The sequence below is a fragment of the Streptomyces sp. NPDC088354 genome (genome assembly GCF_044753585.1).
Taxonomy (GTDB): Bacteria; Actinomycetota; Actinomycetes; order Streptomycetales; family Streptomycetaceae; genus Actinacidiphila.
In genome coordinates, this window is the sequence record NZ_JBIVNJ010000018.1 from 36,154 (window position 1) to 56,626 (window position 20,473).

General features: G+C 72.7%; 14 protein-coding genes and 1 tRNA gene. 9 read left to right on the forward strand and 6 right to left on the reverse strand.

All coding sequences use genetic code 11. The features are described 5' to 3' along the window. Positions 1-112 precede the first annotated feature (112 nt). Together glmU and ACIP98_RS24595 are read right to left on the reverse strand one after the other, a co-directional pair. Positions 113-1,552, reverse strand: coding sequence for a bifunctional UDP-N-acetylglucosamine diphosphorylase/glucosamine-1-phosphate N-acetyltransferase GlmU (gene glmU / locus ACIP98_RS24590; RefSeq protein WP_401977949.1), 1,440 nt, complete (start codon positions 1,550-1,552; stop codon positions 113-115). Positions 1,553-1,647: 95 nt separating this feature from the next. Continuing rightward, positions 1,648-1,718, reverse strand: a tRNA-Gln gene (locus ACIP98_RS24595). Between the two features lie 247 nt (positions 1,719-1,965). Between ACIP98_RS24595 and ACIP98_RS24600 the strand changes: the two genes are divergently transcribed. Both ACIP98_RS24600 and ACIP98_RS24605 read left to right on the forward strand, forming a co-directional pair. Further along, a complete protein-coding gene (locus tag ACIP98_RS24600) occupies positions 1,966-2,955 on the forward strand; it encodes a fatty acid desaturase (RefSeq protein ID WP_319661705.1) in 990 nt (329 codons plus the stop codon). A gap of 76 nt (positions 2,956-3,031) precedes the next feature. Then, entirely contained in the window at positions 3,032-3,634 is a 603-nt protein-coding gene (locus ACIP98_RS24605; protein ID WP_319661813.1) for a TetR/AcrR family transcriptional regulator, read from the forward strand. Between the two features lie 76 nt (positions 3,635-3,710). On the opposite strand, the gene ppc is transcribed toward ACIP98_RS24605, so the two are convergent. After that, on the reverse strand, positions 3,711-6,434 hold the full coding sequence (gene ppc, locus ACIP98_RS24610; RefSeq protein WP_319661704.1) for a phosphoenolpyruvate carboxylase: 2,724 nt from the start codon (positions 6,432-6,434) through the stop codon (positions 3,711-3,713). Positions 6,435-6,623: 189 nt separating this feature from the next. Between ppc and ACIP98_RS24615 the strand changes: the two genes are divergently transcribed. After that, positions 6,624-7,937 (forward strand): sensor histidine kinase, encoded by a 1,314-nt coding sequence (locus ACIP98_RS24615; RefSeq protein ID WP_401977951.1) that lies wholly within the window; start codon positions 6,624-6,626, stop codon positions 7,935-7,937. An 846-nt stretch (positions 7,938-8,783) separates the two neighbouring features. On the opposite strand, the gene ACIP98_RS24620 is transcribed toward ACIP98_RS24615, so the two are convergent. Continuing rightward, on the reverse strand, positions 8,784-9,296 hold the full coding sequence (locus ACIP98_RS24620; protein ID WP_319661701.1) for an SUKH-3 domain-containing protein: 513 nt from the start codon (positions 9,294-9,296) through the stop codon (positions 8,784-8,786). Continuing rightward, positions 9,293-9,787 (reverse strand): YwqJ-related putative deaminase, encoded by a 495-nt coding sequence (locus ACIP98_RS24625; protein ID WP_319661700.1) that lies wholly within the window; start codon positions 9,785-9,787, stop codon positions 9,293-9,295. The genes ACIP98_RS24620 and ACIP98_RS24625 overlap by 4 nt, the downstream gene beginning before the upstream one ends. 299 nt (positions 9,788-10,086) lie before the next feature. On the opposite strand from ACIP98_RS24625, the gene ACIP98_RS24630 reads away from it, so the two are divergent. The 4 genes from ACIP98_RS24630 (at position 10,087) to ACIP98_RS24645 (ending at position 15,006) form a co-directional block, all read left to right on the forward strand. Then, positions 10,087-10,659 (forward strand): hypothetical protein, encoded by a 573-nt coding sequence (locus tag ACIP98_RS24630; RefSeq protein ID WP_401977953.1) that lies wholly within the window; start codon positions 10,087-10,089, stop codon positions 10,657-10,659. 77 nt (positions 10,660-10,736) lie between these two features. Continuing rightward, positions 10,737-11,732, forward strand: coding sequence for an HNH endonuclease (locus ACIP98_RS24635; RefSeq protein WP_401977955.1), 996 nt, complete (start codon positions 10,737-10,739; stop codon positions 11,730-11,732). Between the two features lie 8 nt (positions 11,733-11,740). Beyond that, positions 11,741-13,930, forward strand: a complete 2,190-nt coding sequence (locus ACIP98_RS24640) for an SUKH-4 family immunity protein (RefSeq protein WP_401977956.1) — start codon at positions 11,741-11,743, stop codon at positions 13,928-13,930. Between the two features lie 77 nt (positions 13,931-14,007). Beyond that, the gene (locus tag ACIP98_RS24645) at positions 14,008-15,006 is read left to right on the forward strand and encodes a DivIVA domain-containing protein (RefSeq protein ID WP_401977957.1); all 999 of its coding nucleotides are present in this window, start codon (positions 14,008-14,010) and stop codon (positions 15,004-15,006) included. 21 nt (positions 15,007-15,027) lie between these two features. Here the strand turns inward: ACIP98_RS24645 and ACIP98_RS24650 are convergent, their stop codons facing one another. Beyond that, positions 15,028-16,506 carry an MFS transporter gene (locus ACIP98_RS24650; RefSeq protein WP_401977959.1) on the reverse strand — a complete coding sequence of 493 codons (1,479 nt, stop codon included), beginning with the start codon at positions 16,504-16,506 and terminating at the stop codon, positions 15,028-15,030. 372 nt (positions 16,507-16,878) lie between these two features. On the opposite strand from ACIP98_RS24650, the gene ACIP98_RS24655 reads away from it, so the two are divergent. Both ACIP98_RS24655 and ACIP98_RS24660 read left to right on the forward strand, forming a co-directional pair. Continuing rightward, positions 16,879-17,667: an ABC transporter ATP-binding protein gene (locus ACIP98_RS24655; protein ID WP_401977960.1), complete on the forward strand. Its 789-nt coding sequence runs from the start codon at positions 16,879-16,881 to the stop codon at positions 17,665-17,667. Continuing rightward, positions 17,664-20,243, forward strand: a complete 2,580-nt coding sequence (locus ACIP98_RS24660; RefSeq protein ID WP_401977962.1) for an ABC transporter permease — start codon at positions 17,664-17,666, stop codon at positions 20,241-20,243. The genes ACIP98_RS24655 and ACIP98_RS24660 overlap by 4 nt, the downstream gene beginning before the upstream one ends. Positions 20,244-20,473: the final 230 nt, after the last annotated feature.

The following is a 20,473-nucleotide window of genomic DNA, read 5'->3' on the forward strand; positions in this document are numbered from 1 at the left end:
GCTTCGCCCACGGTCGGCTAGCCGGCGGAATTGTGTGCACCTCACACGGTACGCGCTGCTGGGAGCACCCGCGCACGTGAGAATGGCCTCTTCCGGTTCGCCGCGGGTCCGGTCAGGCGTCCTGGTCGTCCTGCTGGGCGCGTTCGGCGGCGTGCGCCGCGGCGCTTCCCGGACGCTTCCGGGCCACCCAGCCCTCGATGTTGCGCTGCTGGCCGCGCGCGACGGCGAGCGAACCGGCGGGCACGTCCTTGGTGATGACCGAGCCCGCGGCGGTGTAGGCGCCGTCCCCGACTGTGACGGGAGCCACGAACATGTTGTCCGAGCCGGTGCGGCAATGGGAGCCGATGCTGGTGTGGTGCTTGTGCTGTCCGTCGTAGTTGACGAAGACGCTGGCCGCGCCGATGTTGGTGTACTCGCCGATGGTCGCGTCGCCGACGTACGACAGGTGCGGCACCTTGGTGCCCTCGCCGATCGTGGCGTTCTTCATCTCCACGTACGTGCCGGCCTTGGACTTCGGGCCGAGCCGGGTACCCGGGCGCAGGTAGGCGTACGGGCCCACGCCGGCCGCCTCGCCGATCTCGGCGCCGTCGCAGACCGCGTTGACCACGCGGGCGCCGGGGCCTACGACGGTGTCGGTCAGGGTGCAGTTGGGGCCCACCTCGGCGCCGGCGGCGAGCCGGGTGGCGCCGTACAGCTGGGTGTTCGGCAGCACGACCGTGTCGGGCTCGAACTCCACGGTGACGTCCACCCACGTGGAGGCCGGGTCCATGATCGTCGCGCCTTCGAGCATCGCCCGTTCCAGCAGGCGGTCGTTGAGCAGCCGGCGGGCCTCGGCGAGCTGAACGCGGTTGTTGATGCCGGCGATCTCGCGGTGGTCGGCGGCCACGGAGGCGCCGACGCGGTGACCGGCCTCGCGCAGGATGCCCAGGGTGTCGGTCAGGTACTCCTCGCCCTGGGCGTTGTCGGTGGTCACCTTGGCCAGCGCGTCCGCCAGCAGCGCCGCGTCGAACGCGAACACCCCGGAGTTGATCTCGCAGATGGCGCGCTGCTCGACGGTGGCGTCCTTCTGCTCCACGATCGCCAGCACCGAGCCGTCGTCGCCGCGCACGATGCGGCCGTAGCCCGTCGGGTCGGGGACCTCTGCGGTGAGTACGGTCACCGCGTTGGCGTCGGCGGCGTGCGCGGCGATCAGGCCGCGCAGCGTGTCGGGGGTGAGCAGCGGGGTGTCGCCGGCGGCGATCACCACCGTGCCGCTGAGCTCGGGGAGTTCCGCGAGCCCGACGCGGACCGCGTGGCCGGTGCCGTTCTGCTCGTGCTGGACCGCGGTGCGGATCGACGGGTCGATCTCGCCGAGGTGCGCGGTCACCTGGTCGCGGGCGTGGCCGACCACGACGAGCAGGTGCTCGGGGTCCAGGGCGCGCGCGGCGGCGACGACATGCCCCACCAGGGAACGGCCACTGATCGCGTGCAGGACTTTGGGGGTTGCCGACTTCATGCGGGTGCCCTCACCCGCGGCAAGGACGATGACAGCAGCCGGGCGGTGGGCGCTCACGGAAGGGGCTCCTCGGCGTGGGGTGACATTCACCCGCAGGATACCGGGGCGTAACGGACCAGGGGCACGGAAGCCGACGTGACCCCGGGGAGGTGCTCCGCTGCCAGGATTCGAACCCGGACTTAAGGGACCAAAACCCTCAGTGCTGCCGTTACACCACAGCGGATGGCACAAGCCGTCGTACCGGACGCCCCTGCCGGGGTGCCCGTTCGGCCTCCCCCACTATGCCGCACCGAGGCCCCCCAATGCGACGACAAAGATCGGCACTTCTCTTTCCCCGATCGTGGGTACACGTGTCAAGAGCCGTATTCCGGGTCGACACGCGCGCCCGGTTCGCCTGTCACTTGGAGTTGCCGGAATTACGGCACCGTAGGTTACGGTTGCGTAGCTCCCCGACATCGTGAGGGACCCCCATGACCACACAGACCGACGTGATCACCGAGTCCCCGGAACCCGGGCCCGGCGACGGCACGTCGCTTCCGCGCGCCACCCTCGGCGCGGACCGGAAGCAGTCACTTGAACAGATCACCCTCGGGCTCTTCATCGCCGTCCCCTTCCTCGCGCTCGTCGCGGCGATCCCGTTCGCGTGGGGCTGGGGCCTGAGCTGGCTCGACCTCGGCCTGATGGTCGGGATGTACTTCCTGGGCTGCCACGGCATCACCATCGGCTTCCACCGCCACTTCACCCACGGATCGTTCAAGGCCAACCGGCCGCTCAAGATCGCCCTGGCGATCGCGGGCTCCATGGCCGTCGAGGGGCCGGTCGTGCGCTGGGTCGCCGACCACCGCAAGCACCACCGGTACTCCGACGCCGAGGGCGACCCGCACAGCCCCTGGCGCTACGGGGAGACCCTGCCCGCCCTGCTGAAGGGCCTGTGGTGGGCGCACATGGGCTGGCTCTTCGACGAGGAGCAGACCCCGCAGCAGAAGTACGCCCCGGACCTGATCAAGGACCCGGCGATCCGGCGGGTCAGCCGCGACTTCTGGCTCTGGACGACGGTCTCGCTGGCGCTGCCGCCGCTCGTCGGCGGTCTGGCCACCATGTCCTGGACCGGCGCCGCCACCGCCTTCTTCTGGGGCTCCCTGGTGCGCGTCGCGCTGCTGCACCACGTCACGTGGTCGATCAACTCGATCTGCCACGCGGTCGGCAAGCGCCCCTTCCGCTCCCGCGACAAGTCCGGCAACGTCTGGTGGCTGGCCGTCCTGTCCTGCGGCGAGTCCTGGCACAACCTCCACCACGCCGATCCGACCAGCGCCCGGCACGGTGTGCTGCGCGGCCAGATCGACTCCAGCGCCCGGATCATCCGCTGGTTCGAGATGCTCGGCTGGGCCACGGACGTGCGCTGGCCGACCGCTGACCGTATCGCGGCCCGCCGTAAGGAAAGCGTCAGCGAAGCGGCATGATTGACGGGTGAGCGACGGCAGCAGTAGCAGCAGAGGGAGCGAGGGCACGTCGTCCCGGCGTGCCCGCAGGGTGCGCATGACCGGCAAGGAGCGCCGCGAGCAGCTCCTCGACGTGGGGCGCACGCTCTTCGCCGAGCGCGGCTACGAGGGCACCTCGGTCGAGGAGATCGCGCACAAGGCGGGCGTCTCCAAGCCCGTGGTGTACGAGCACTTCGGCGGCAAGGAAGGCCTCTACGCCGTCGTCGTGGACCGCGAGATGCGCCAGCTGCTGGACATGGTCACCGGGGCGCTCACCGGCGGTCATCCGCGCGAACTGCTGGAACAGGCCGCCTTCGCGCTCCTGGACTACATCGAGCAGTTCACCGACGGCTTCCGGATCCTCGTACGGGACTCCCCGGTCGCGCAGTCGACAGGCACCTTCGCCTCACTGATCAGCGACATCGCCACCCAGGTGGAGGACATCCTCGGCATGGAGTTCAAGCAGCGCGGCTTCGACCCCAAGCTCGCCCCGATGTACGCGCAGGCCCTGGTCGGCATGGTCGCGCTCACCGGCCAGTGGTGGCTGGACGCCCAGAAGCCGAAGAAGGCCGACGTCGCCGCGCACCTGGTCAACCTCTCCTGGAACGGGCTGTCGGGCCTGGAGCCCAGACCCCGGCTGATCGGCCACCGCAAGAACTGAGCGCCCCCCGACCTGTACGGCGAAGGCGCCGCACCCGAGTGGGGTGCGGCGCCTTCGCCGTGCCGTGCCGGCGCGATCAGCCGGTGTTGCGCAGGCCGGCCGCCACGCCGTTGACGGTCAGCAGCAGCGCGCGGGCGAGCAGCGGGTCGGGCTCCTCCCCGCGGGCGGCGGCCTCCCGCTGCCGGTGCAGCAGGGCGACCTGGAGGTAGGAGATCGGGTCCAGGTAGGCGTCGCGGATGTGGAAGGTCTGCCGCAGCGCCGGCTGCGCGTCCAGCAGCTCCGCCTCGCCGGTGATCCGCAGCACCTCGGCGACCGTCAGCTCGTGCTCCGCCCGGATGGTGTCGAAGACGTGCTTCAGCTCCTCCGGCACCAGGGTGTCCACGTAGTGCCGGGCGATCCGCAGGTCCGTCTTGGCCAGCGTCATCTCGACGTTGGACAGGAAGTTGCGGAAGAAGTGCCACTGCTCGTACGCCTCGGCGATGTCCGCCTCCCGGCCCGCCTCGCGCGCGGCCTTCAGCCCCGAGCCGACGCCGAACCAGCCGGGCACGATCTGCCGCGACTGCGTCCAGCCGAACACCCACGGGATCGCCCGCAGCCCGTCCAGACCCGCGCCGCTGTCCGGGCGGCGGGAGGGACGGGACCCCAGGTGCAGCTCGGCGAGCTGGTCGACCGGCGTGGAGGCGAAGAAGTACGCCGGCAGGTCCGGGTCCTCCACCAGCCGCCGGTAGGTGGCGTGCGCGGCGTCGGAGACCACGTCCATGGCGGCGTCCCAGCGGGCCAGCGCCTCGTCGGACTGGCGCGGGGCGGTGTGCAGGGCCGAGGCCTGCAGCGTGGCCGCCACCGTCAGCTCCAGGTTCTCCCGGGCCAGCGACGGGATCAGGTACTTGTCCGAGATGACCTCGCCCTGCTCCGTCACCTTGATCTCGCCCTCCAGCGTGCCCCAGGGCTGCGCCAGGATCGCGTCGTGGGTGGGGCCGCCGCCCCGGCCCACCGTGCCGCCGCGGCCGTGGAACAGCCGCAGCCGCACCCCGTGCCGGTGCGCCACGTCGCGCAGCCGCCGCTGCGCGCGGTGGATCTCCCACTGCGAGGTGGTGATGCCGCCGAACTTGGAGCTGTCGCTGTAGCCGAGCATCACCTCCTGCACGTCCCCGCGCAGCGACACGAGCTTGCGGTAGGAGGGGTCGGAGAGCATCTCGTCGAGCAGCCTGTCGGCGACCTTCAGCTCGTCGGTGGTCTCCAGCAGCGGCACGATGCCGATCCTGGCGACATCCCCGTGCAGGTCGATCAGCCCGGCCTCGCGCGCCAGCACCGCCGCCGCGAAGACGTCGTCGGAGCCGAGGCACATCGAGATGATGTACGACTCCACGACCTCCGGCCCGAAGCGCTCGAAGGCCTCGGCGATGGTGTGGAAGACACCCAGCGTCTTCGCGCCGGCCGCGTCCAGCGGCGCCGGGGTGGGCGCCAGCGGGCGGCGCGAGCGCAGTTCCTTGGCGAGCAGCTTGCGGCGGTACTCGCGCGGCATGTCCGCGTACCGCCAGGACTCCTCGCCGAGGCGGTCGAAGAGCTGACCGAGGGCGTGGTGGTGGGCGTCCGCGTGCTCACGGACGTCCATCGTGGCCAGCTGCAGACCGAAGGCCGACAGCGTGCGGATCGTGCGGTCCAGGCGGCCGTCGGCGATCAGCTCGCCGCGGTTGGCGCGCAGCGAGTCCTGGATCAGGCGCAGGTCGGCCAGGAGCCCGCCGGTGCCCAGGTAGTCCCTGCCGGGGACGTGCGGGGTGCCGGTGGCCAGCCGCTCGCGCGTGTTGAGCAGCTTCTGCCGGATGCAGGTGGCCTTGAGCCGGTACGGCTCCTCCGCGTTCAGCCGCTTGTAGCGCGGGCTGATCCCCGGGAGCCGGCTGAGGTCCTGCTCCAGGTCGGCGAGCAGCTCCGGGCTGGCGCCGGAGTTGCGGATGGAGTTCGACAGCATCGCCCGCAGGTCGTCGACCATCTCCAGGGCGTCGGTGATGCCGTGCTCGTGCTGCAGGATCAGCACGTCCCAGGTGACCTGCGGTGTGACGTTCGGGTTGCCGTCCCGGTCGCCGCCGATCCAGGTGCCGAAGGTCAGCGGGCGGGTCTCCGGCGGCAGCGGCACACCCACCCGCTCCAGCTCGGCGGCCAGGTCCTCCAGGACGTCGCCCACGGCGCGGGCGTGCAGCTCGTCCAGGTAGTAGATGGCGTTGCGCGCCTCGTCCGCGGGCTCGGGACGCACCACGCGCAGCTCGTCGGTCTGCCACAGCAGGTCGATGTTCTCCGCCAGCCGCACGTCGGTGCGGCGGCGGTCGGCGTCCTGCGGCTTGTCCAGCAGGGCGGCGATGCGGCGCAGCTTGTTCAGCACGCTGCGGCGGGCCGCCTCGGTCGGGTGGGCGGTGAAGACCGGCCGCACGTTGAGGTTGCGCACGGACTGGCGCAGGTGCTCGGGATCGGCGTCCTTCAGCAGGTCAGCCGTACGGGTCAGCAAGCCCCCGTCGGTGGCCCGGCGGGCCTGCAGCTCACGGCCGCGGTGCACCTGCTCGGTGACATTGGCGAGGTGGAAGTAGGTGGAGAAGGCGCGCACCAGTTTGGCGGCGGTCTGCAGATCTGTGTCGCCGAGAAGGGCGGCGGCGGCCTCGCCGTCGCTGCGGGTCAGCGCCCGCACCTTCTCCACGAGGTCGAGGAGTTCCTGGCCTTCCTGCCGTACGAGCGTCCCGCCGAGGAGGTCGCCCAGGCGGCGGATGTCCGCGCGCAGGGGTGCGCTCTCGGTGGTGTTGTCGGCGCTGCTCACAGGTGCGGCTCCTAGTGCAGTGGTATGGATCGCGGCAAGAAACGCGTGGGCCCCGCACGGCGGGTCGTCCGGTCGTGAGGGGACGGGAGAGGCGGACCGCGCTGTCCGACGCCACCAGGATAGAAGGGCCGCCCGCCCGCGACCGGGGCTGACCGCCAGGCGGACAGTGCCGCGTCTAGGCTGGGCCGTATGAGTACGACGGGGGAGTACGTACCGGACGGAGCTGGAGGACGGAGCCGGGGGGCCGCCGGGCCGTGGTGGTGGGCCCGGCGGCGGAGCATGGTGCTCGACGTGGTGCTGGCCGCCGTCTCGGCGCTGGAGTGCCTCGTCGAGGGCGTCGCCTTCGCGGAGAAGACCGGGGTGTCCCCGGTCGTCGCGGGCGTCTTCGGTCTGCTGGTCGGCTCCCTGCTGGTGCTGCGCAGGCGGTGGCCGGTGGCGGTGGTCCTCGTGTCCATCGCGATCACGCCCGCCCAGATGGGCATCCTGCTCAGCGTCGTCGGCCTCTACACCCTGGCCGCCTCCGACGTGCCCCGGCGCATCATCGCGGTGCTCTCCGGGATGACCATGCTCGGCACGCTGATCGTCACCTTCCTGCAGATGCACGGCGACCTCAGCTCCGGCACCTACCACGCGCCGCTCGCGGCGGTCGCCCTCACCTCCGTGCTCGCGGCGATCGGCGTGACCGCGCCGCCGGTGCTCCTCGGGCTCTACGCGGGCGCCAGGCGGCGCCTGGTGGAGTCGCTGCGCGAGCGGGCGGACGGCCTGGAGCGGGAGCTGTCCCTGCTGGCGGAGAAGGCCTCCGAGCGCGCCGAACGGGCCCGCATGGAGGAGCGCACCCGTATCGCCCGCGAGATGCACGACGTGGTCGCGCACCGGGTGAGCCTCATGGTCGTCCACGCGGCGGCGCTCCAGGCGATCGCCGTCAAGGACCCCGAGAAGGCCTCCGCGAGCGCGCAGCTGCTGGGCGACATGGGACGCCAGGCCCTCAACGAGCTGCGCGAGATGCTCGGCGTCCTGCGGACCGTCCCGGGGCCCGGGCCGGCGGTGCCGGCGGTGACCGCCCCCGTTGCGGAGCCCGCCCCCGCCGCGCCCGCGCCCTCGGACGTCCACGAGGACTCCGGGCCCTGCCTCGCGGAACTGCACGCGCTCGTCGAGGAGTCGCGGGCGGCGGGCATGCACGTGGAGTTCACGGTGGAGGGGACGGAGCGGTCCCTGGCGGCGCGCGTGGAGACCACGGTCTACCGCGTGGTGCAGGAAGCCCTCACCAACGTCCACAAGCACGCCCCGGGCGCCCGCGCGCGCATCCGGCTGGCGTACCGCGAGGCGGAGATAGCCGTCCTCGTCCAGAACGGGCCCTCCGACGGGGCGGCGGCCATCGCGCTGCCCAGTGGGGGGAACGGGCTCATCGGCATGCGGGAGCGTGTCACCGCGCTCGGAGGCGGTTTCGCCGCCGGGACCACGACGGAAGGCGGCTTCCGCGTCTCGGCGCTTCTGCCTGCGTAGCTGTGGGGTTTTTTCCCCGCCCGCCCTCCCGGGTGCCCCAGGAAGTCTGGGCGCCCCGGCGCGCGTTGTGTGGGGTGCCGGGTGCGGGGCCTCCGGGGCTGGGCATTCTGGACAGCACATTTCGGTGCCTCGGGCGCTCTCAACTGATCACCCCGGGTTGTGCACCCAAATATGCTCCACAGTCCAGAACGCCCACCCCTACGACCCCGCCCCCTCCGTAGGTTGTCGCGCCTGATCCCCGGAGGGGGGTAGAAGCGGCACCGTGCCTGGGGCCGCCCGCTGGCGCAGCGCGGTCCGAGGGGGCCAGCGCTCGCGCGGCAGGCCGCGGGGGCAAGAGTGAGGCGACCGCGGTCACCCCGGACCGCCCCCACCCCCTCCGGTGCGGTCCGCGGGGCCAGCGCTCGCGCGGCAGGCCGCCGGGGCAGAGTGAGGCGACCGCGGTCACCCGGACCGCCCCCACCCCCTCCGGCGCGGTCCGCGGGGCCAGCCATCGCGCGGCAGGCCGAAGGGGCGGAGTCAGGCAACCGCGGTCACCCCGGACCGCCTCCATACCCCCCACCGGGGATCAGGCGCGACAGCTCACGGAGGGGGCGGGGTCGGAGGGGTGGATGTTCTGGACGCTGCGGGATATTTGTGCGCACCATCCGGGCAGGGACGGGATGAGCAGGTGCTGGAAACGCGCGTAAATATCCCAGTCCAGGACGTGCAGCCCCGGAGGCACCGCACCCGGCCCACCCCGCACCCGCGCCGGGGTCACTGACTTCACAGGGCTGCGGGCACCCCCGGCCGAAGGTTGGGGGAGGGAGGGCGGGAGGGAAAAAAACCTGCCCGCACAGCAACCCGGGGTCACGTCGTGAGGCGGTGGGGGCGCACGCCCGCCGTGAGCGTGCACAGCGCAGCGTCGATCGTCGGGCCCAAGTAGTAGTCCCCGGTGTGGTCCACGCAGTAGACGCGCCCGAGCGCATCGACGCCGAGATGTCCCTGCCCGGAGGACTCCACCCCGAGCGGCGCGACCTCCGTGTCGAGCGCGGAGCCGAGATCGCCCCAGGTGCGGGCGAGGTGCAGGCCCTGGAGGGGGTCGATGAGGACCCCGCTCGGCGCGACCTGGGGGCGGCCCGGGGCGGAGACCGCGGGGACGGTCAGGCCGCCGAACTCGGCCCAGGCCTCGACCGCGGCGGGGAAGACGCTGTGCCGGTGGCCGCCGGGGGAGACGTAGGCGCGCAGGGTGTCGGCCCAGACCTCGGCCTGGCGGATGTCCCACTGGCCGGGCTGCCAGCCCGCGGAGCGCAGCGCGGCGTCGACGCCGACGGGGAAGCGCGTCGAGGTGGTCCGTGCGTTGAGGGCGTCGCTCGCGCTCACTCGGCCTCGGCCCCCGGATCGAAGGGCCGCACGCCGAAGTGCGCGAGCAGCGGCAGGCAGGAGCGGCACGGCGGCGCGTAGCCGCCGTGCGCCGGGTCGCCGTCCTCACGTATGTGACGGGCCGTCACTTTCGCGCCCTTGAGCGCCTTGCGGGCCTCGGCGTGGGTGAGCGGCTTGCGCGCGGCGCGCTTGCTGCGCCCCGCGTCGGCCTGGGTGAGCCAGCGCGACAGCAGTACGGGCTCCGGGCACCGCCCGGTGAAGCGCTCACGCTGTGCGACGGGCAGGGTGTCGAGCGCGTCCTGGACCAAGGGGTGCAGTTCGGGCGGCTGTTCGCCCTTGCTCCCGGTACAGGTGAGCACCTCGTCCTTGACCGACAGCGCCGCGGCGACCGCCGGCAGGATGCCGTCGCGGCGGTGGCGCAGCACGGGCGGTGGCGGCGCTTCCTCACTTCCCCAGGTCAGCCGCGGGTCCGCGGCACCTCTCGTCAGCATGTTCCTACGGCCCTCCGATCCGTCCTCCGAAGAGGACGTCCCCCTTATCTGCGCAAGACTGCCAATTGATCGCGCGTTACGGAAGTCGGTTGTGAGGTGAGAGGTTTACTTTGTGCCGGATGTCACGGCACTGTGGGGAGATGGGTATCGCAGTCCGATGTGCCACCGCTCTCGTCGTCCTTGTGTTGGCCACTGGTTGTACGGATAGTAGCGCCGGGCCGGACGCGAAGGGCGGGAAGGTCGTCGATTCGGGGGTTCCCGTCGCTTCGGACGATCACGAGCCGCTGAGTTCTCCCCAGTTGAGGGCCGCACTCGTCATCAACGCCGATGTGCCCGGTTATGTGGTGACCGGTACCGCGGGGACCGGCGCGATGAGTCCACATCAGGTGCTCACCGCCGGCCGCGCCGAATGCCGCCCGCTGTCCGACCCCGTCAGCGCCCGGCCCGCCCACCGGCGCACCGCGTACGCCTCCACGACGTTCACCTCGAAGGAGGCGGCCGGGGGCAGCGGCGAACTCGACATGCTGCTGCTGTCCGCGCACGCGCCGGGCGACGCGCGGAAGATCATGGGCGGTCTCGCCTCCGCCTTGCGGAAGTGCCGCACCTTCGAGGCGACCGACGGCGGCGGCCGCGCCACCGCCTTCGCCGTCCGTCCCGCCGAGGCGCCCACGGCCGGGGACGATGCGGTCGCGTACGTCCTGACCGACACCGCCGCGCCCTCGGACGGGGCCGCCACCGTCACCGTCGTCCGCACCGGCGGCAGCACCGCCACCTATGTGACCGTCCAACTGTCCGGCGGCACCGGCGGACCGCCCGCCGCGGTCGTGCGCACGCAGGACGCGAAACTCCGCCGCGTTGCCGCCGAGCAGTGACCGGAACCAGCCGAAGCACCTGCCGCCCCACCCCCTAGGCTGTGCCCAACACCAGATCCAGCATGGGGGCATCCGCAATGACGACAGGTCGGCTCGGGCACCGGGCCGCGCCACCGAACGCGGCCTACGCCGGTCAGATCGTGCACTTCCCCGACCCGGTGCGCCGCGCCCGCCATCCGCAGGGCGTCCGCGTGGACGACCACGGCTTCCCGGACTTCACGCCCTACGCCCGTGCCGCCGCCGAGATCGCCGAGCCGCCGGACGGCTTCGGCATCGACGAACTGCGGCTCACCGACTACGTGTCCGCCAACGCCGCCCAGCACGCCGCCGGTCACGAACTGTGGGGCAGCCTGTCGCCGGTCGCCACCCCGCACGGCTGGACGTGGCACCATGTCGCCGGCTCGCGCCGCCTGGAACTGATCCCCGCCGAGGTCAAGTCGCTGCTGCGGCACCACGGCGGCCTCGCCACGACCGCCTCCGCGGACCACGACAAGCGCGGTACGCGACCGCTGCAGGACACCCGGCCCGCGCACTTCGCCGTGGGAACGGGCCGGAACGCCGCCGCGGCCGTCACCGAGCAGCAGGTGCGCGACGTCGAGGAGGAGCTCGGCTACCGGCTCCCCGGCGCCTACCGCAGCTTCCTCAAGGCCGCCGGCGGCTGCGCCCCGCGCGGCGTCGCCCTGCTGCCCCTGCTGGGACTCCTGGTCGACCAGCCCTTCTTCACGGTGCGCGACGAGTCGGCGGTCAACGACCTCGTCTACGTCAACAAGTGCCTGCGCGACCACCTCACCAAGGACTACCTCGCGATCTCCTACGTCCAGGGCGGGGTGCTCGCGGTCAAGGCGCGCGGCGCCGACCTCGGTTCGATGTGGCTGTGCGCCTACGACGACGTACGGGACACCGACGGTGCCTTCGCCTCCACCGAGGAGCGGGTGGCCGCGCTGCTGCTGCCCTGCGGCGAGGACTTCGACGCCTTCCTCGCCGCGCTCGCCGGCGACCCGCCGGAACTGGACACGGTCGCGAACCTGATGGTGGACGGCGGCTTCGCCCGCGCCGTCCCGTTGGAGGGGTGAGGCTGCAGATGGTCACGTTCGCGGAGGCGCAGGAGCGCGCCGAGCGGTGGATCAACGCCGGTGTCCCGGCGTACCTCGTCCGCGAGGTGCGGGTACGGGAGTTCGGCCAGGGCTTCGTGGTGTGGTCCGAGCCCCGCGACGGGGGCCCCATCGGCGACGAGGGCGAGACCCGCGTGGTCATCGCCAAGGACAGCGGGGAGGCCACGCTGTGGCCGGCGCTGCCGGTCGGCGAGATCATCCGCCACTGGGAGGAGGCGTACGGGGGCGCGGCCGGTGCGGTCGCGGACGCCGTCCCGGAGCCGCCGAAGCGGCTGGACCTGGAGGCGACCTCCTTCCTGCTCAGCCCGCCCCAGTGGCTGCAGGACGCGGCCGACCGGCTCGGCATCCCGGACCGCCGGCCGCCGGCCGATGCCGTGACGCCGTCCGACGCCCTGACCGTGGCGGACACCGGCGCGGGGACGCCCACCCCCGCGCCCACGCCCTTCGACGGGCCGCCGCCCCCGTTCGTCCCGACGCCGACGCCGGTGATGCCACTGCCGTACGACCGGTCGCCGACGCCGCCGCCCTCGGCGTGGCGGGACACCAACAACGGCGACGCGGGCCGTGCCGTGCCCCCGCCCGCGACGGTCTACGCACCGCCGATCACCGACTCCGACGACGCCCACACGCCGCCGCCGAGGAGCAGTGCCGAGGCGAGCACCGAGCGGCTGCCGGGTGTGCCGGAGACCGGCACCCCGCTGCCGCCCGGCGGCTACGGCTACCCGGGCGGCGCGGCCACGCCTCCGCCCCCGCCGCCCGCCGTGCACCGTGCCGCGACGATGCTGTCGCGTCCCGACGCCCCCGCGCCACCGCCCCCGCCCGGAGTACCGGGCGCCGGGGCGCCGCGGCAGGGCGCGGCGGACCTGGCCGGTGCCGAGACCTCCAAGGCCGGACCGCCCCCGCCGCCCGGCCCCGGGGTGCCCGGGACCCCGGGCGCGGGCTATGTGCCGACCCAGCTGGTGCAGGCGCTGCCCGCGAACCAGCCGCCGCCCGCCCCGCCGGGGCCCCAGGCGCCGGACGCGCACCACGCCGCGACGATGCTGTCCCGCCCCGACGGCCCTCCGCCGCCCCCGCCCGGACCCGCTCCGGCGCCCATGGCGCAGCCGCAGCCGCAGCCGCAGGCCGGGTACGGCTATCCGCAGCCCCCCGCCCCGCCGCAGCCGGCCGCCGGCGTGCCCACGATCGGCCCGGGCTACATGGCCGTGCTCCGCTACCGCGCGCAGGACGGTTCGGAGCAGCAGCTCATCCGCCGCTCCGCGCCGGGCACCCCGCACCCGGAGTGGCAGATCCTGCACGAGCTGCGCGCCCTCGGCGTGCCGCCGCAGGCGGTGCTGGAGCTGCACACCGAGCTGGAGTCGTGCGACCTGCCCGGCGGTTACTGCGCCCGCATGATCCGGGAGACCTGGCCCCAGGTCCGGATCAGCAGCACCGCCCCGTACGGCAAGGACCGGGCCGGCCGCCGGGCCGGCGTCGAGCACCTGCTGACGCACCTCGGCGAGCTGCACCAGGTGGCGAGCGCCCCGGCGCCCGCCCGCCCGCACCGGGTGCCGTTGCCCGAGCCGCACCGGATCCAGCGGGTCCCCGCGATCCCGCTGGACGCGATCGGGCACGAGCTCGCCCAGTCCTTCGGGCCGCAGGGCGTGTTCCGTTTCGACCAGCGCGCGGTCGCCCGTCAGGGCGTGCCGGACATCGTCGCGCAGACGCTGACGTGGTCGGGCCTGCCGGTGGACTTCGGGCCGTTCTTCTGGGCGCAGGCCCAGCCGGGCCGCCCGGTGCCGACCCTGGCCGAGCTGGCCGCCGAGCGCGGCGTGCAGCCGGCGCCGGACGCCGGCTCCTACCTGGTCATGGGCAATGACTTCGGCCGCCAGCTGTGCGTGCAGTACGGCACGGCGCACATCGTCGCGGTCCCGCTGGAGGCGGGGCCGGGCGGTGGGACGGCGGTGCCGCAGTTCGTCAACTCCAGCCTGCCGGAGTTCGTCCGCTGCCTGGCGCTGCTCGGCAAGATGTGGCGCTGGCGGCTGGGGCTGACGCCGGAACAGGCGGGCCGCTGGACGGTGGACTTCCAGGCGCAGATCGCCGCGCTCGACCCGGCGGCCGTCGCGTCGCCCGAGCACTGGTGGTCCGTGCTGATCGAACAGATGTGGGACGGCATGCTGTAGTCGCCGCTGCACTCCGGTCGCACGCGGCCGGAGTGTCGCATGGTGTGTAAATAGGGCAAACCCAGGAATATGGGGGTATGAGTACGGCATACCCCTACGGCTTCGCCATGGTCCGCGGCCGCGGATACCGCACCGACCAGGTGGACCGCTTCCTCGAGGAGCTGTCCGAGGACCGCGACGCCGCCTGGGAGCGTGCCGCGCGGCTCACCGTCCTCGCGAACGAGATGGACGCCGAGTGCGCCGCCCTGCGGGACGTCGTCGCCGGCCTCGCCCCGCCCACCTTCGAGTCCCTCGGCGGCGGCGCGCAGGAACTGCTGCGCCTGGTGGAGGAAGAGGCCGCCGCCGTGCGCGACCGCGCGGAGGAGGAGGCCCGGACCGCGCACGACGCGGCCGAGGCCGCCCGGCGCACCCTGCTGGACGAGTCCCGAGCCGCCGCGCACGCCCGCCGCACCAGCGCCGACGTCCAGGCCTCGGGCACCCTCGACGAAGCCCGCTCCACCGCCTCCGAACTCCTCGGCGTGGCCCGTCGCGAGGCCGCCCACCTGCGCGACGACGCCGCGCGGCGTCTGGACGCGCTGCGCCAGGACACCGAACGCGCCTTCGCCGCGCAGGAGAAGGAGCGGCGCGAGCGCCGCGACGCCCAGGAGCACGAGCTCGCCGAACGCGAGGCCGGCCTCGACGCGCGCCTGGCCGAACTCACCCACTACGCCGAGAACATGGTCGAGGAGGCCCGCCGCGCCCTGGCGGCCACCGAGGAGGCCGCGCGCCGCCGGGACCAGGACGCCGAGGCGGCCGCGGCAGAACTGCTCGCCCAGGCCCGCGTCCGCGAGGAGCGCATCCGGCTGGCCGCCGAGCGCGAACTGCGCCAGCACGAGGTCCGCCGCGACGAGATCCGCGAACACCTCGCCCATGTCCGCAGCAGTCTGGCCGCCCTCACCGGCGGTGAGGTCCCCGCCCCGGACGACGACCCCGGTAGCGCCGAGGTGCCGCCCCCGGCCACGGCCGAGGACGCCGGCGACGCCAAGGGCACCGGCGACGCCCCGGCCGCCGGGGACGACACGCGCGGGGAGCCGTAGTCCCGCAACGCCCCGGCCGGCTCACCGCGGCTGCGGGTCCTCCTCCAGGACCGGGAAGCGGCGCGGGGCCACCAGGAGCACGGCGAGCAGCGCCAGGACGGCGGCCAGCGCCGACCCCGCGTAGACGTGGTCGACCGCGGCGGCGACCGCCCGGCGGACCGGCTCGCTCAGGTGCGCGGCACCGGTGACCGCGTCGAGGTCCGTGCCGGAGCCGTGCAGGCGGGAGGCGAGGGTCGCGTTGGCGACGGCGCCGAAGACCGCCGCCCCGACGCTCTGCCCCACCTGGCGGCAGAAGAGGATGGACGAGGTCGCGGTGGCCCGCTCGCGCCAGGGCACCGTGGACTGCACGCCGACGATGAGCGGCAACTGGAAGAGGCCGAGCGCGGCACCCAGCAGCAGCATGACGAGCGTGGGCTGCCAGGCCGGGCCGGCGTACGGGAGCATCACCAGCGCGACGAGGACGACCACGGCGGCGGCCATGCCGAGCGCGGCGGTGTTGCGGAACCCGATGCGCAGGTAGACGCGGTTGCTCAGGGCGGCCGACAGCGGCCAGCTGATGGTCATCACCGACAGCACGAAACCCGCCTGTATCGGCCCGAGACCGAGCACGGTCTGCGCGTACGTCGGCAGGAAGACGGTCGGCGCCACCATCAGCACGCCGAGCATGCCGAGCGCGAGGTTGACCGAGACGATCGCGCGCCGCCGCCACACCCAGCCGGGGATGATCGGCTCGGCCGCGCGGCGTTCGATCCAGAAGGTCGTGACGCCGAGCACGACGCTGCCGCCGAGCAGCCACGGCCGCAGCGGGCCGCTCTGGACGAGGCCGCTGATGAGCAGCCCGCCGGACAGGAACAGGCCGAGCGCCCCGGGCCAGTCGACGCGGTGCCGGGTGCGGCGGGTGACCGACTCGCGCAGGTGGCGTGAGATGAGCAGGAGTGCGATCGCCCCGATGGGCAGGTTGATCAGGAAGATCCAGCGCCAGCTGGCGTATCCCGACAGCACCCCGCCGCACAGCGGGCCGACCACGGCGGATACCGCCCACACCGTGGAGATCGCCGCCTGGATGCGCCCGCGCTCCTTCAGCCCGTACAGATCGGCGGCCACGGTCTGCACCGTGCCCTGGATGGCGCCGCCGCCGAGCCCCTGCACGATGCGGAAGGCGATCAGGCCGGCCATGTTCCACGCACCGGCGCACAGCAGGGACCCCAGCAGGAAGATCGCGATCCCGACGAGCAGCACCGGCTTGCGGCCGAAGGTGTCGGCGAGCTTGCCGTACACCGGCAGCGTCACCGTGACCGCGAGCAGGTAGCCGGAGAACAGCCAGGAGAACACCGAGAAGCCGCCGAGGTCGCCGACGATCTGCGGGACGGCGGTGGAGATGATCGTGGAGTCCATCGCCGCCAGCGCCATCGCCAGCATCAGCGCGGCCACCACCGGGCCGCGGCGGATCGGCGGGGCGGTCGCGGCCGCCGCTGTCGTGCTCTGGTCGGTGCCCTGCACGGGAGAACCCCCCTGGATCTGTGTACGACACACTTTTTCATGGCCGCACCGCCGCCGCACAGGGGGTTCCCGCAGGCCGGACACCCGTGCTTGAGCCTCCCGCGGCGGGAGGGTGCAGCATCGACCCCGAGCCGGGTCACCCGAAAGTCGCAGTCCCCCTAGGGGGCGTACCGAGTTTTCTCCTACCCCCGGTTCGTACCGGCGGAGGACGAACCACCCCTCATCGGCTCCCTAGCCTTCTGGTGGGGCTAGCCCCCGGGTCGATACGGAGACCCGCACCATCGTCCAGGCCCCCGTCCGGCAGCCAGTCTGTACAGGCGATGGCGCACGTCCGCACGAGCCATGACATTCACGACGAAGCAGGAGAGACCAGTGACAACGGCAGTATCGATTCCCAAGTCCGGGGGCAGCGGAGAACGTACGGCCGTTGCCGCCAGTGCCCGCGGCGTGACCAAGGCGTACGGTTCCGGCGAGACCCGGGTCGTGGCCCTCGACGCGGTGGACGTCGACATCGAGCGCGCACGGTTCACCGCGATCATGGGGCCGTCCGGCTCCGGCAAGTCGACCCTCATGCACTGCCTCGCCGGTCTCGACACCGTCACCGAGGGGCAGATCCTCGTCGGCGACATCGAGATCACCAAGCTCAAGGACAAGAAGCTCACCCAGCTGCGCCGGGACAAGATCGGCTTCATCTTCCAGGCCTTCAACCTGCTGCCGACCCTGAACGCCGTCGAGAACATCACGCTGCCCATGGACATCGCCGGCCGCAAGGCCGACCCGCAGTGGCTGCAGCGCGTCGTGGAGACCGTGGGCCTGGCCGACCGCCTCAAGCACCGGCCCGGCCAGCTCTCCGGCGGCCAGCAGCAGCGCGTCGCCGTGGCCCGCGCCCTCGCCGCCCGCCCCGAGATCATCTTCGGCGACGAGCCCACCGGAAACCTCGACTCCCGCGCCGGCGCCGAGATCCTCGGCTTCCTGCGCCGCTCGGTCGACGAACTCGGCCAGACCATCGTCATGGTGACCCACGACCCGGTCGCCGCCTCCTACGCCGACCGCGTCCTCTACCTCGCCGACGGCCGGATCGTCGACGAGATGCGGGACCCGACCGCCGACTCCGTCCTGGAGCGCATGAAGGACTTCGACGCCCGCGGGAGGACCTCGTGACCGTCGTCAAGACCTCCCTGCGCAACTTCGTCTCGCACAAGGGCCGCATGGCGCTCTCCGCCATCGCCGTCCTGCTGTCGGTGGGCTTCGTCTGCGGCACGCTCGTCTTCACCGACACGATGACCTCCACCTTCGACAAGCTCTTCGCGGCCACCGCGTCGGACGTCACCGTCACGCCCAAGGGCGCGCCCGGCAACGACGACATGCAGATGACGGCGAAGGCCACCACCGTCCCGGCCTCCGTGGTCCAGCGGCTCAAGGGCGTCAAGGGCGTCAAGGACGCGACGGGCGAGGCCAACAGCCAGACCCTGACCGTCACCGACAGCGGCAACGACAGCCTCAGCCCCACCTCCGGCGCCCCCACCATCGGCACCAACTGGGACTCCACCGAGGAGCGTTCGGTCGACCTCACCTCCGGCCACGCCCCGCGCGGCCCCACCGAGGTCATGGTCGACGCCGACACCGCCGACAAGCACCACCTGAAGATCGGCGACGAGATCCGCGTCATCGCCATCCCCGGCGAGTTCCGCGCCCGGATCACCGGCATCGTCACCTTCAAGGTCACCAACCCCGGTGCGGCCGTCTTCTACTTCGACACCGCCACCACCCAGACCAAGCTCCTCGGCGCCAAGGACGTCTTCAGCAGCATCGGCCTGACCGCCGCACCCGGCGTCAGCGACGACCAGCTGAAGAAGAACGTCGCCGCGGAACTCGGCACCTCCGCCGGGTACAAGATCCAGACCCAGGCCGAGTGGACCGCCGAGAACAAGAAGGACATCGCGGGCTTCCTCGACGTCATCAAGTACGCGATGCTCGGCTTCGCCGGGATCGCCGTCCTCGTCGGCGTCTTCCTGATCGTCAACACCTTCTCCATGCTGGTCGCCCAGCGCACCCGCGAGATCGGCCTCATGCGGGCCATCGGCGCCAGCCGCCGCCAGGTCAACCGCTCCGTGCTCATCGAGGCGCTGCTCCTCGGCGTCGTCGGCTCCGTCCTCGGCATCGGCGGCGGCGTCGGGCTCGCCGTGCTGCTGATGAAGCTCATGGGCAGCATGGGCATGAACCTCGACACCTCCTCCCTGACCGTCAAGGCCACCACGCCCGTCGCCGGTCTGGTCCTCGGTGTCGTCGTGACCGTTCTCGCCGCCTACCTGCCCGCCCGCCGGGCCGGGAAGGTCTCCCCGATGGCCGCCCTCCGCGACGCCGGCATCCCGGCCGACGGCCGGGCCGGCCGGGTGCGCGCCGTGATCGGCGTGGTCCTCACCCTGGGCGGTGCCGCCGCCCTCGTGGCCGCCGGGCGGGCCACCAAGGCCGCCGAAGGCTCGTCCTTCCTCGGCCTCGGCGTCCTGCTGACGCTGGTCGGCTTCGTCGTCGTCGGCCCCCTGCTCGCCGGCTTCGTGGTCCGCGTCATCAGCGCGGGCGTCCTGCGGATCTTCGGCTCCGTCGGCCGCCTCGCCGAACGCAACGCGCTCCGCAACCCGCGCCGGACCGGCGCCACCGCCGCCGCCCTCATGATCGGCCTCGCCCTCGTCGCGGGCCTGTCCGTGGTCGGCTCCTCCATGGTGGCGTCGGCCAGCGACCAGCTCGACAAGTCGGTCGGCGCGGACTTCATCATCGCCTCCGACAGCGGCCAGCCCATCACCCCGCAGATCGAGAAGGCCATCAAGGCCGCGCCCGACCTCGCCCACGTCACCGACTACAAGTCGCTCGACGCGAGGATCACCACCCCCGACGGCGCGGTCTCCGACACCAGCATCTCCGCCGCCGACCCCACTTACGCCCAGGACCTCCAGGTCAAGGCCGTCGCCGGCGAACTCTCCGCCGCCTACGGGGCCGACGCGATGTCGGTCGGCGAGAGCTTCGCCGACAAGCACCACGTCAAGCTCGGCGACACCCTCACCGTCCGCTTCACGGCGGGCGACACCGCCAAGCTCAAGGTCACCGCGATCACGACCAAGGACACCGCCTTCGACGGCGGCGCGATGTACACCAACATCACGACCGCGGCCCACTACATCCCCGCCGACCGGATGCCGATCAACGACATCATGTTCGCCGCGGCCAAGGACGGGCGGCAGGACGCCGCGTACGCCGGACTCAAGAAGGCCCTGCACGACTTCCCGCAGGTCCAGGTCCGCAACCAGGCCGACTACAAGCAGCTGCTCAAGGACCAGATCGGCCAGCTGCTCAACCTGATCTACGGCCTGCTCGCGCTGGCGATCATCGTCGCGATCCTGGGCGTGGTGAACACGCTCGCCCTGTCCGTCGTCGAACGCACCCGGGAGATCGGCCTCATGCGGGCGATCGGCATGTCCCGCCGCCAGCTGCGCCGCATGATCCGCCTGGAGTCCGTCGTCATCGCCCTCTTCGGCGCGATCCTGGGCCTCGGCCTGGGTATGGGCTGGGGCGCCACGGCGCAGAAGCTGCTCGCCCTCCAGGGCCTCGGCATCCTCGAGATCCCCTGGCCGACGATCATCACGGTCTTCATCGGTTCCGCCTTCGTCGGCCTCGTCGCGGCCCTGGTCCCGGCGTTCCGCGCGGGTCGCATGAACGTCCTCAACGCGATCGCGACGGACTAGCGCGCGCGGGGAGGGGGGCGGGGTTTCCCCGCCCTCCCGCCCGTGTGCCCCAGGAAGTCAGTGACCCCGGCGCGCGTTTCGTGGGGTGCCGGGTGCGGGGCCTCCGGGGCTGGGCATTCTGGACAGCACATTTCGGTGCCTCCGGTACCTGCCGTTGATCACCCCGGGTCATGCACCCACATATGCTCCACAGTCCAGAACACCCACCCCTACGACCCCGCCCCCTCCGT